At 28.3% G+C, this 12973-nt stretch carries 8 protein-coding genes; 7 read left to right on the forward strand and 1 reads right to left on the reverse strand.

Annotated elements, in window-relative coordinates:
- The first annotated feature begins 134 nt into the window (after positions 1-134).
- The 4 genes from HF850_RS08725 (at position 135) to HF850_RS08740 (ending at position 3987) form a co-directional block, all read left to right on the forward strand.
- Positions 135-305 (forward strand): hypothetical protein, encoded by a 171-nt coding sequence (locus HF850_RS08725; RefSeq protein WP_169105054.1) that lies wholly within the window; start codon positions 135-137, stop codon positions 303-305.
- Positions 306-625: 320 nt separating this feature from the next.
- Positions 626-928, forward strand: a complete 303-nt coding sequence (locus HF850_RS08730; RefSeq protein WP_169105097.1) for a hypothetical protein — start codon at positions 626-628, stop codon at positions 926-928.
- 538 nt (positions 929-1466) lie between these two features.
- The gene (locus tag HF850_RS08735) at positions 1467-3344 is read left to right on the forward strand and encodes a methyl-accepting chemotaxis protein (RefSeq protein ID WP_169105055.1); all 1878 of its coding nucleotides are present in this window, start codon (positions 1467-1469) and stop codon (positions 3342-3344) included.
- A 253-nt stretch (positions 3345-3597) separates the two neighbouring features.
- Positions 3598-3987, forward strand: coding sequence for a (deoxy)nucleoside triphosphate pyrophosphohydrolase (locus HF850_RS08740; RefSeq protein WP_169105056.1), 390 nt, complete (start codon positions 3598-3600; stop codon positions 3985-3987).
- 113 nt (positions 3988-4100) lie between these two features.
- On the opposite strand, the gene HF850_RS08745 is transcribed toward HF850_RS08740, so the two are convergent.
- Positions 4101-7067: a DEAD/DEAH box helicase gene (locus HF850_RS08745; protein ID WP_169105057.1), complete on the reverse strand. Its 2967-nt coding sequence runs from the start codon at positions 7065-7067 to the stop codon at positions 4101-4103.
- A 1462-nt stretch (positions 7068-8529) separates the two neighbouring features.
- On the opposite strand from HF850_RS08745, the gene HF850_RS08750 reads away from it, so the two are divergent.
- The 3 genes from HF850_RS08750 (at position 8530) to HF850_RS08760 (ending at position 12716) form a co-directional block, all read left to right on the forward strand.
- Positions 8530-9507 carry a LacI family DNA-binding transcriptional regulator gene (locus tag HF850_RS08750; RefSeq protein ID WP_169105058.1) on the forward strand — a complete coding sequence of 326 codons (978 nt, stop codon included), beginning with the start codon at positions 8530-8532 and terminating at the stop codon, positions 9505-9507.
- A 201-nt stretch (positions 9508-9708) separates the two neighbouring features.
- Positions 9709-11154, forward strand: a complete 1446-nt coding sequence (locus tag HF850_RS08755) for a sucrose-specific PTS transporter subunit IIBC (RefSeq protein WP_169105059.1) — start codon at positions 9709-9711, stop codon at positions 11152-11154.
- An 83-nt stretch (positions 11155-11237) separates the two neighbouring features.
- Positions 11238-12716 carry a sucrose-6-phosphate hydrolase gene (locus HF850_RS08760; RefSeq protein ID WP_169105060.1) on the forward strand — a complete coding sequence of 493 codons (1479 nt, stop codon included), beginning with the start codon at positions 11238-11240 and terminating at the stop codon, positions 12714-12716.
- Positions 12717-12973: the final 257 nt, after the last annotated feature.

Genomic DNA, 12973 nt, shown 5'->3' on the forward strand with positions numbered 1-12973 from the left:
TACATTGAAAAAGGAATGAAACATAAGATTTTATAATTTTTTATAGATTTTTATAAGTTTTCAGTAACGGTAAATATTTTAGAATAGCAAAATTACTTCCAATATATGAAGTTACTAAAAATTATAAAGGTAATATGCTTGTAATTCATGGACTTAAGGATCAAGTGGTTGATGTTAAAGCAGCTTATAGATATAGAGAAGCTATACATTCATGTAAATTAGGCATTTATGAAGAATTAGACCATGGAATTGCTGGAGAAGATTCTGAAAAAGCATTAAATGAAATGATAGAGTTCTTAAAATAAGTTTAGTTATAGAGTTTTATCTGTATTTAGATTAAATAAAACTAAACATATATAAAAATATGTACTGACATATTGTAAAAATATTGATTTTTTAATAATTTAAAAAAATAAAAGGATTACTTATAAATATAGAGTTAAATGAAAATGTTTTTTATGCTATAATAGTAAAAATAATGCAAATACTAACTTTGTGTAAAAAAATGGTATATAATATAGATATTAAAGGGTTCATAATTGATGAAAATAATAAAGCATAAACATACTTTGAAATACAGAGTTTATTATGAATTTCATATTAATATCTGGAGGTAAAATATATGATGAGAGTAAAATGCATTGATGATAATCTTTGTGATACATTAACCTTAAACAAAGAATATCCTGTACTTGAAGAAGCAACTGAATACTATGTTGTAATTGATGATAAGAGAAATGAGACAGCATGTAAAAAATCTAGGTTTATTGTAGTAGAAGATGGTGGAGTAACTAAGAATGCAAAGGCAACTATAACTGAACTTAACTATCAGTTAGAAAATAATTTTAAGGACGTAAAAGATTTTAAAATAAGAAAAAACTCACAAGGTGAAATTAAAGAGATATTGATTAAGTTTAAATATCAGTAAAAATTTAAGCTTGTAAGATTGTACTAGCACCTGGGAGATTTAAAGATTTTCTTATAGGTTTTATTATTTTCTAAGCAGTAAATCTTATAATTCTCAGGAATTATTGTAAAAAGATAATTTTAATTAAAAACCATATTATTTGATATTTGTAAACAGCTATAAGTAATTTTTTAATACTTATAGCCGTTTCTTTTTATGCTTATAAATATAAAAAATGAGTTAAAGGAGTAAAAACGACAAAAAAGTAAATGTAAAATAATGTTTTTATACGATAAATAATGTTGGTTTTAAAAATATATTGAAAAAATCTATATATATTATAATATGGAAAATAGGGGATGTAATTAGAATTTATACAAAAATATGGTTTGAAAGCTAAATACACAGTTTTTGGACAAGCATGGAGGGTAAATATGAAAAGTATAAAGCAAAAATTAACGTTGCTAATGGGGTTAGTGATTGTAACTGTAAGTGTGAGTTTAAGTAGTCTTGCATATAGGATGGAAAAGAAGCTATGCTGGAAAGTGTAAAACATTCAATGTTGGAGATATCAAAGCAGACAGCAAATACTGTTAAAGGTACGCTGAGCGAAGAAATCAGAGAACTAGAGGCTATAGCTGCAAGAAATGATATAAAAAGTTCTGATATCCCAATGGAACAAAAGGTACAAGTATTAAAAGAAGAAACAAATAGAATTGGATGTACAAGACTTAATATTATTAATGAAAACGGTATAGCTACTAATGGAGATGGAGAAACACATGATTATGGTGATAGGGAATACTTTAAAAAAGCTATGTCAGGTGAAACTTATGTGACTGATCCTATTGTAAGTTTAAAAAATGGAGAAATAGTTGTAATTTATGCAGTTCCTATAAAAGAAAATAATAAAGTTGTAGGAGTTTTAACTAAAGTTAAAGATGGAAATGACTTAAGTAAAGTAGTTAGTGAAGTTAAATATGGTGAAAGTGGTATAGCATACATAATGAATAAAGCAGGTGTACCTATTGCCCATCCAGATAAAGAGTTAGTATTAGGTATGAAAAGTGCAGTAGATATTGCTAAGACTGATAATACATACAGTGATATTGCAGAAGCTGTTCAAATGACAGAACAAAGAGAATCTGGAGTTATTTTATATGAATTTAATAAAGAAAATAACTTTATGTCTTATACAACAATGCCGAACACTGGTTGGAAAGTAGTTATTGATATGCCTTTAAGTGAAGCACTTAAGCATATTCAAAAATTAAAAGTTAAGATAATTTTATCATCATTAGTTTTCATAGCAATTGGAATGATTGCAACATATAAATTAGCAGGACGTATTTCTGAAGGAATTAATGAATCATCTAAATTACTTGAAACATTGGCTGGTGGAGATTTAAGAATAGAAGTATCTGATAAATATTTAAATAATAAAGATGAAATTGGTGGCATGACAAGAGCTATGAAGTCAATGTCAGAATCATTAGGTAATATGATAAATGGCGTAAAAAGTAATTCACTAAATATTGATGGTGAGTCAGAAAATTTATCTACAGCAGCTACAGAAATAAACTCTGTTTCTAAGAGTGTTGCACAAGCAATAAATGATATAGCTAAAGGTACAAGTACTCAATCAGAAGACTTACTAGGAATTTCAGAAGTATTAAATGAATTTGGAAATGATATTGTTCAAGTAGTAAATGAAATAAGAGAAGTAGATAGAACTTCTAAAAATATTAATGAAAAAGCAGACAACAGTAGTAATGAAATGAATCTTTTAACTGAGTCAATTGAAAATGTTGCAAATACATTTAAGGTATTTAATGAAAAGATAGATGGACTTGGAAAGAATGTTATTGAAATTAATGAAATAACTAATGTTATTAATGGAATTGCAGAACAAACAAATCTTCTAGCTCTAAATGCAGCAATTGAAGCAGCAAGAGCTGGAGAATCAGGAAAAGGATTTGCTGTTGTAGCGGAAGAAATAAGAAAACTTGCAGAACAATCGCAATTATCATCTGAAAAGATAAGTGCTCTAATATTTGGAATCTCTGAAGAAGCAAATGATATTGTAAGAGAATCTTCAATAATGGATAAGGAGTTATCTAAACAGGAAGAAGTTATTAAGAAATCAATGGAGTCATTTAATAGTATTATGGAATCTATTGAAGATGTACTGCCAAAGATAAATACAGTTGAAAAATCAGCACAAAACCTAAATAGAGAAAAAGACAATATATTATCTAAAGTAGAAAGTATATCAGCAGTGGCATTAGAAGTATCAGCTTCAGCAGAAGAGATATCAGCATCATCAGAAGAAATGAATGCATCTATTGAAGAAATGACTGGAATTGCACAAAGCCTTAAAAAAGCAACAAAAGAAATGATTGGTGAAGTAGATCAATTTAAAGTTGATGAAAGATAATATTAAAATACATATTGTTTTATAAGTAATTCATATGGCTGTAGGCAGTAATAGATGTCTACAGCCATTTTTCTTTTGGTAAACTAATAATTATAGAATTAATTTTTTGATGGGGTAATTGAGAATGCTTTTCTTCGCAACATGTTGCGAAAGGGTTAAATTAATAGATAAAGTTATAATATTGATGGTACGTAATTATTTTACTATAATAATTGATATAAAAAATAACTTAATTAAATAAAAGGAGACACCAATGAAAGTAGTAGAAGTAGTTGCAGCTGTAATAAAAAAAGATGATAAGATATTTATTACACGTAGAGGATATGGGGAATTTATAGATATGTGGGAATTTCCAGGTGGAAAAGTTGAGCAAGGTGAAACAAGAGAAGAGGCACTTCATAGAGAAATTAAAGAAGAGCTTGAACTTGAAATAAATGAATTAGAATTCTTAACAACAGTTGATTATGATTATTCTAATTTCCATCTTACAATGCATTGTTTTGAGTGTACTATTTCTGGTGGAAGCTTACATTTAAATGCACATAATGATGCCAAGTGGATTACATATGATAAACTTGATGAACAGAAATGGGTACCAGCTGATATTTTAGTGGTGGATGCTATTAAAAATAAGAACAAGTAAAAAAGAGAATGTAGTTAGATGTGTTTAAACAGATTTAACTATATTCTCTTTTATAGTTTTTATAATAAAGTAAATTATGAATAAGTAGAATTTATAAAAAAATTCAAAGTAATTTAAGAGATTATATATTCATAAATATCATCTCTAATAGGTGTCTTTAACTGATACGTAATTTCAACAGCAGACTTATTAGTATTTTTCATAGTAATTTCTAAAGGATCACCAGTAGCTTTTATACTACCAAGAAAATAGAATTCTTTTGAAATTTTATCATCTTTATTTTTTCTTACAAATAAGCTCATTTCAACTCCATCTTTTTCAGCATTGTATGCCTGAACAATATCATCAGAAGTTGAAGTTCTGCCTGATTTTGATATTGCAATTAACTCATTGTTTGAAAGAAATCTATCTTCATAGTTTATAGTATCAGCAATATCATCACTTTTGTGATAGTTTATGAAAATAGGGTAAGTCTTAGTTGTTTTATCGTATTTGTAACCACCAATGTTTAAAGCAACTTCGCCTTTTTCCCATTCAAGTATCCTGCATACATCTTCATAAGTATATTTTTGATATAATTTAAAGTTAGTATTCATATATCTATCACTATAATTAAGCTCATATCTATAAAGGCCAAAATTTATTAGTTCAGATACAATTTTTTTGAAGTATACATTTTCTAAGTGTTGTTTGAATTTTTCAGAAACAATATAATCATCGTCATATTTTTCTATAAATATGCATTCAGCATATGTTTTCTTTCCTGTACCTGTAGGAAATTCATTAGTAAGAATATTAACAACGTTTCTTTCAGTAGTAGGTTTAAAGCTTATACCATATTTATTAAATAAATTAATTCTTAAATTAGATATTAATTTATCATTTCCATCAAGTATAGATTTTAAAAGTAAGAGTTCATGTGGTCTTTTTCCTGAAGCAAATTTTTTAGATATAAATTCTATAAATAATTCTTGAGATGAATCTAAATCAACAGTATATTCCTTATCATATTTTTTTAAGAACTTATAATAAGAACCTAAGCTTTTATTGTCAAAAATTCTAATAGGATCTATAGAATTATAAGTATCAAAATCCATTAAAGATGGTATTTTACCTATTTTCTTTTTTAGATTATTGTAACTTTCTTTTATTAACTTAATATCATTAAAATTAGCAGTATCAATAGATTCAAAAATTCTCTTTTTAGATATTTCATCAAAGTTTATAGTAGAACATCCAGGAATAACTCTTGAACCCTCCATTACGTATCTTCTTACAGTGTCTTTATTAAAGGTTCTATCACCAGATAATGCAATAGGTATTAAGAAATTATTTTTATAATTACCTATAAAATCAAGAATAACTACATATTCTTTATCATCATTTTTTCTTAGTCCTCTACCTAATTGTTGAACAAAGATTATTGCAGATTTAGTAGGGCGTAGCATTATTACTTGATTTACAGCAGGTATATCAACACCTTCATTAAAAATGTCTACTGTAAAAATATAATCTAAATGATTATCTAGTTCATCTTGTTCTAATCTTCTTATTGCATTTTCTCTTTCACTTTGAGAATTATCACCGCATAGAGCAACTGTATTAAATCCACGTTTATTAAAGAGATTTGATAATTCATAAGCTTCATTTTTATTACTACAGAAGATAAGGCCTTTAACTCTATCACCACAGTATCCATAAAGATTAATTTTTTCAATTATATGATCAACTCTATCTTCACTTACTAAGTATCTAAAGTCAGATTCTTCATTTAAAGTAACACCATCTATTTCAATATCGGATATTCCAAAGTAGTGGAATGGACACAATAAATCTTCTTCTAATGCTTGTTTTAAACGTATTTCATATGCAATGTTATAATCAAACATTTTAAAAATATCAAAATCATCACTTCTCTCAGGAGTGGCAGTCATTCCTAGAAGAAATTTTGGTGTAAAGTAATTCACAATCTTTTGATATGTTTTTGCACCAGCTTTATGTACTTCATCAATTACAATATAATCAAATGTATCTTTAGAAAAAGAAGTTAATACATCATCTTTTGATAAGGTTTGAACAGTAGAAAAAATAAAATCTTTATCTATATTCTTGCTATTACCAGAAAGAATACCCATAGATTTAGTATCTCCAAAAACATTTTTAAAGCTATTCAATGCTTGCTTAGCTATTTGTTCTCTGTGTACAAGAAAAAGTGCACGCTTTGGATTATATTCTCTTATTTCAAATGCAGATAAATATGTTTTACCAGTACCAGTAGCAGATATAAGCAATCCTTTATTTTGTCCATTTTCACGTAGCTTTTTTAAGTTTTGTATAGCAGCAATCTGCATTTTATTAGGTTTAAGCTTGTATTGTGCGATACTTGGAACTTTAGTCTTTCTAGTAAATTCTCTTTGTTTTTTGTAAATTGATTCATAAGTTTCAAGCCATTCTAAAGTTAATTCTTCAGCTTCATTCCAAAGAGTATTAAATTCCGTAAGTACATTTTCAGTTAAATAGCCTTCTTCAAAAGATGAAATTTTTAAGTTCCACTCTTTATTTTTTGTAAGTGCCGTTTGTGTTAAATTTGAACTACCGACAATCATTTTATAGTGATTATCTAATTTAAATATATATCCTTTAGTGTGAAAATTTTCTTTGTTATAAAGCTTTAATTCTATATTAGAAAACTGAAGAAGTTTCTTTAAAGCTTTTGGTTCGCTAAAATTAAGGTAATCAGTAGTTAAAATTTTACCTTTAATATTTCGTTTTTCAAGTGATTTTAAAGTTTCTATAAGTGGAGTAATTCCGCTACTAGTTATGAATGCAACAGACATATAAAATTCATTACACTTATTTAATTCAGATATTAACTCATTTAGAACTTTATTTCCTTTAGAATAATCATTTACTAAAAGTTTTGGAAGTAATGCTAAATTAGAATTTTCTTGGCTGTTAATAAGAGCTTTTTTAGCAGACTTTAATATCTCATCTTTTATATAATTTTCATCAACATTTATTATAGCTTTAGGAACTAAAGTATTTAACACATCATTTGTTTTATTTGTTAAGCTAGACATTTTTTCCTCCCAAGTTGATTCATATTTACAATTATTATAACATCTTAATAATTTGTAACACTTTAAAAAAGGAAAAAAATAATTAGAAATAAAATGACTCAACTATTTAATTATACCACAAACAAAATTTTCAGAAAAGTCTGTTAATTTAAAAACTACGGGGGTATAATGATTACAAGATAAAGAAATAAACATAATTCTTTATCAAGAAAATATGTGAGATGAGATGGTTCCGATGGGATAGGTAAACAAACACTTGAAGTAAAATGAGAGTGGAATTCCAAAAGAAAAATAAGAAACAATGCAAATCTAAAAATATGGAAACGAGATGGTACCAATGGGATAGGAACATCAACTCAAAACTAAAATAAAATGAAAGTGGTGAGTCCAAAAGCAAATTAAGTTGTCAACGCGAAACTATAAAGTATCGAAATGAGATGGTACCAATGGGATAGGAACATCAACTTAAAGTTAAATAAAATGAAAGTGGTGAGTCCGAAAGAAAACTAAGCTGTCAACCCAAAACTACAAAATAATGAAGTGGGATGATAACAATGGGATATGAAGTTTAAACTAAAAGCTACATTATAGTGAAAGTGGTGAGTCCAAAAGAAAGTTAAGATGTCAACGCGAAACTATAAAATATCGAAATGGGATGATACCAATGGGATAGTAAGTTCAACTTAAAAACTATATTATAGTGAAAGTGGTGAGTCCAAAAGAAAATTAAGTTGTCAACGCAAAACTATAAAATAATGAAATGGGATGATACCGATGGATAATTAAGTTGGCTGAAGCGTAAGATTTTTATATAAAGAGATTTGAAGTTTCAGCATGAATGAGAAATTGAGAAGGTTACAATGGGTTTGAAAAAGGTCAATAATAGTGAAATGAAAGTGGTGAGTCCAAAAGAAAACTAAGATGTCAACGCGAAAACTATAAATTAGTGAAATGGGATGATACCAATGGGATATTGAATTTCACATATAGTTTACAAGGTAAAAATTAATTGTGAACTTGTTTAAGGATTAATGTAGAAAGAAAACGCCTTAAGAAGTTTTATAGTTTAATAAAAGCTACTAATATAAATTAACCACTCAAGTATAACAATAAAATTTTAATCTAAAACTATGAAAAATGTGAATTAACAACCAGTAGAGAATAAGGAGGAAAATAAGTTGTGGAATAAAAGTGAAAAATAAAGAAGAATGAGGTGAGTCCAGTGTAAAATATAGTAGTTGAATAGGAGTATAAAATTTAATATTATGATAAAACTGAATAATATTTAGAAAGACACTTTAGTGATGAAAACTGAAAGTGTCTTTTTTGTGTGTAAAATTTTAAAATATTAATTAATCAAATTACTATGAAATTTTATATATAAAACGTTTTGATGATTTAATTAGACAACATAATATGATAAACTTATAAATTATAATATATGTACATTGGAGTTGAGAATATGGCAACTATTAAAGATGTGGCAAGGGAAGCAGGAGTAGCAGTTGGAACTGTTTCTAAGGTTATAAACAACATAGCTGTTAAGCCTCAAACTAAGGCACTTGTTGAAGCAGCTATTGAAAAGCTTAAGTATGAGCCCAATACTTATGCAAGAGGTTTCAAATTGAATAAAACCAATACTGTTGCAGTAATTGTACCTACAATATGGCATCCATTTTTTTCAGAACTTGTTTATAATATTGAAAAATCTCTTAGAAAAGTTGGAATGAAGATGATTTTATGCAATTCAGAAGAAAACAAGGAAAGTGAAATAGAATACATATCTATGGCCAAACAAAATAAGATGGATGGAATCATAGCAATAACTTATAGTAATATAGATGAATATGTATCAGATAACATACCATTCATAAGTATTGATAGGTATTTTTCTAAAGATATTACTTATATATCAAGTGACAACTTTGAAGGTGGACGACTTGCGGCAGAGAAGCTTGTAGAAGCTGGATGTAGAAAACTTGCTTATATAGGAAGAGGCTCAAAGATAGATAATGATACTAGAAATAGAAAAGAAGGATTTATAAAGTATTGTACTGAGAATAATATAGATTATGATATATGCGAAGTTTTGGGAGCATCTTCTGAATATGAATTACTAATTGATAAGTTTATAGAGAAGAACTTTAAGAATAATATAAGTATAGATGGAGTATTTGCTATTACTGACAGATATGCTTTTGATTTTATAAATAAACTAAAAAAAGTTAATGTGAGGGTACCAGATGATGTACAAGTAATTGGATTTGATGGAAGCAGATCATCTGCTCGTGATGAATTAACTTTATCTACTATAAGACAACCTATTGAACAAATTGCACAGGTGGCTGTATCTTCTTTAATAAACATAATTGAAAAGAAAAAAGTTGATAAGAATATAATACTTCCAGTGACATTTATTAAAGGGCAAACAACTAAATAGAAAAATATTTTATGCAGATAAGATTTCACAATATTTTTGGTGAAATCTTTTTTTGTTAATTTGAAATTGGTAAATTTTTTATAAAAGGGCTTGACTATATTGTGAAAACGTATTAGTATTTAAACATAGTTAAAAATGAAACGTTTCACATATGAAATTATTATATACAAAGTTTATTTTGTATATAAAGGAGAGAGATGTATGAGTAAAAACTACAAAGAAATTAGTAAAGAAATTTTAATGCACATAGGTGGAAAAGAAAATATTGTGAGTGCAGCTCATTGTGCTACAAGATTAAGACTTGTTCTTAAAGATGATAGTAAAATCGATATAAAAGCAATTGAATCAATGCCTATAGTAAAAGGAAATTTTAATAATGCAGGAGAATTTCAAATAATATTAGGTTCAGGGATTGTAAATGAAGTGTACAAAGAGCTTGTTAAAATTGCAGATATAAGTGAAGCTTCAAAGGAAGAATTAAAATCAGAGGCAGAAAAGAAGTTAAATCCAGTACAAAGATTAATTAAATCGTTAGCAGATGTGTTTGTACCAGTACTTCCAATACTTGTTGCAGCAGGGCTTCTAATGGGGATTAACAATATCCTTACTTCACAAGGATTATTCATAGAAGGAAAATCGCTTATTGAAGCATATCCACAATACAAAGATTTAGCAGAAATGATTAATACATTTGCCAATACAGGATTTGCATTTTTACCAATTTTCTTAGGATTTTCAGCTACAAAGGCTTTTGGTGGTAATCCATATTTAGGAGCATGTATTGGTGCACTTATGATACATGGTGATTTATTAAATGGATACAGCTATCCATCAGCAGTTTTAGAAGGAACTGTACCATATTGGACTATATTAGGATTTTCAATAGCTAAAGTAGGTTATCACGGAACTGTTCTTCCAGTTTTAGCATCATCATTTGTACTTGCTAAAACAGAAAAAGTATTACACAAAATAGTACCATCAGTGTTGGACAACTTATTAACTCCATTATTTACTGTATTTATCACAGGGCTTTTAACATTTGTTGCTATAGGGCCAATTATGAGAATAGCAGGTAATGGAATAACAACTGGATTATTATGGTTGATTAATACTTTAGGACCAATAGGTGGAGCAATCTTTGGATTCTTATATGCACCAATAGTTATTACAGGAATGCACCACAGCTTTACAGCAGTTGAAACTCAGCTTCTTGCAGACATTGCAACAACAGGAGGTTCATTTATATTCCCTGTAGCAGCTATGTCAAATGTAGCTCAAGGTGCAGCTGCATTAGCAGTAATAATGTTACTTAAGAAAGATGATAAGATGAAAGGAGTTGCTTCTGCTTCTGGTATATCAGCAATCCTTGGAATTACTGAACCAGCAATTTTTGGTATAAACTTAAAATTACGTTATCCATTCTATGGTGCAATGATTGGATCAGCAGTAGCATGTGGATATATAATGCTTACAAAAGTTCTTGCACTAGCACCAGGGGCAGCAGGACTTCCAGGAATTATATCTATAAGACCAGATTCAATGTTTAACTATATTATAGGAATGACTATATCAATAATTGTTGCAGCTGTATCAACTATTATGCTTTCAAAATTCTTAAATAAGAAAGAAGTACAAGAGGCAGTTTAAACAAATATAAAAATATATTAAATGGAAGGAGAAGGATTAGATTTCTAATGCCTTCTATTTCCTTATAAGGAGAAATGAATAGTATGAGAGAATGGACTAGAGAAGAAAGATATAGAAATATACTTGACGCGACTGAATCAGAAATAAAAGAACTTAAAGAACAGGTTAATAGATGCCCATATAGACAAAAATTTCATATTCAACCTGTAACAGGACTTTTAAATGATCCTAATGGATTTTCATATTACAATGGAGAATATCACTTGTTTTATCAGTGGTTCCCTCTTGGACCTGTACATGGAATGAAACATTGGTATCATGTATCTTCAAAGGACTTAGTAAACTGGAAGGATTGTGGAGTTGGAATAATACCTACTGAATATTATGAAAGCCATGGGGCGTTTTCAGGAACAGGAATAGTTGAAGATAATAAACTTCATTTATTTTATACGGGAAATACAAGAAATGAAGACTGGATAAGATACCCTTACCAATGTCATGCTGTAATGAATGAATATGGAGAAATAATAAAGGATAAAAAGGCTGTAATTGAGGAATTACCTGAAATATTTACTGATAATTTTAGAGACCCTAAGGTGTTTAAGGAAGGTAACAAGTACTATTGCTTTATAGGTGCAGAAAGAAAAGCTGATAATATTGGAACTATAGCAGTTTATGAGTCAGGTGATTTGCTTAAATGGACATATAAAGATGAGCTTAAAACTAGATTTACAGGCAATGGATACATGTGGGAATGTCCAGATTATGTAAATTTTGATAATAATAAAGCTGTATTAATATTTTCACCTCAAGGATTAGAGCCAGAAGGCGATAAATACAGAAATATATTTCAGTCAGGCTATATGGTCGGAGATATGATTAATTTTAATGACTGTAATTTTAATCATGAAAAGTTTCATGAATTAGATAGAGGATTTGATTTTTATGCACCACAGACTACTAAATGTCCAGATGGTAGAACTGTAATAATTGGATGGATGGGATTGCCTGAAATAGCTTATCCTACTGATGGTAATGGATGGGCACATTGTCTTACTATACCTAGAGAAATTGAATTAAATGGTGATAGACTTATTCAAAAGCCAGTAAGGGAGCTTGTGAAATTAAGAAAATCTGAATTATTTAAGAAGTATAGCCTTGATAATGAAGAAATAGATGTGGAAGATTTCAATGAAACTGTATTTGAAATAGAATGTGATTTTAAAAACTTTGGAGGAAAGAATATAGGAGTAAAGTTTAGAAAAGGAAAGAATGAAGAAACTGTATTCTATTATGATATGGAAGATAAAAAGCTTGTTTTAGATAGAAGTAAATCTGGAAAGGTATTTGCTGAGGAGTATGGACTTAAAAGAAAGTGTTCATATAATAAAGATACATTAAAGCTTCGTATATTTGTAGATACATCTTCGGTTGAAATTTTTGTGAATGATGGAGAAGAAGTATTTACAGCTAGAATATTTACAGATAAAACAAGTGGTGGAATAAGCCTATTTTCAGAAGGAAAAGGAGAAGCTGAAATAAAGGTGTGGACTCTTAATTAAAGAAACTGTTATTTAAGTTGTAAATTAAAAAATTAGGCTACAAGTAGTTAGAAGATTGCTTGTGGCTTTCTTTATGAAAAAAATGAAGTCAGTATAAAATATAATAAATGATTTTTATTATCATATATGAGCAGAAATTAACGTATAGATATAATAGGAAACACACTCTTCACATACGTTCAGAGGTGTAAGTTCGAGGAACCAAATCGTAGATTTGGACTCTCACTTAAGCGATTCACGCCAAATATAAAATTCTC

It is taken from the genome of Clostridium sp. SM-530-WT-3G, assembly GCF_012843905.1.
Taxonomy (GTDB): domain Bacteria; phylum Bacillota; class Clostridia; order Clostridiales; family Clostridiaceae; genus Clostridium.

Coding starts and splice junctions, on each gene's coding strand:
- HF850_RS08735 (WP_169105055.1), top strand. CDS start 1,467: ATGTTGGAGATATCAAAGCAGACAGCAAATACTGTTAAAGGTACGCTG.
- HF850_RS08750 (WP_169105058.1), top strand. CDS start 8,530: ATGGCAACTATTAAAGATGTGGCAAGGGAAGCAGGAGTAGCAGTTGGA.
- HF850_RS08740 (WP_169105056.1), top strand. CDS start 3,598: ATGAAAGTAGTAGAAGTAGTTGCAGCTGTAATAAAAAAAGATGATAAG.
- HF850_RS08725 (WP_169105054.1), top strand. CDS start 135: ATGCTTGTAATTCATGGACTTAAGGATCAAGTGGTTGATGTTAAAGCA.
- HF850_RS08730 (WP_169105097.1), top strand. CDS start 626: ATGAGAGTAAAATGCATTGATGATAATCTTTGTGATACATTAACCTTA.
- HF850_RS08755 (WP_169105059.1), top strand. CDS start 9,709: ATGAGTAAAAACTACAAAGAAATTAGTAAAGAAATTTTAATGCACATA.
- HF850_RS08760 (WP_169105060.1), top strand. CDS start 11,238: ATGAGAGAATGGACTAGAGAAGAAAGATATAGAAATATACTTGACGCG.
- HF850_RS08745 (WP_169105057.1), bottom strand. CDS start 7,067: ATGTCTAGCTTAACAAATAAAACAAATGATGTGTTAAATACTTTAGTT.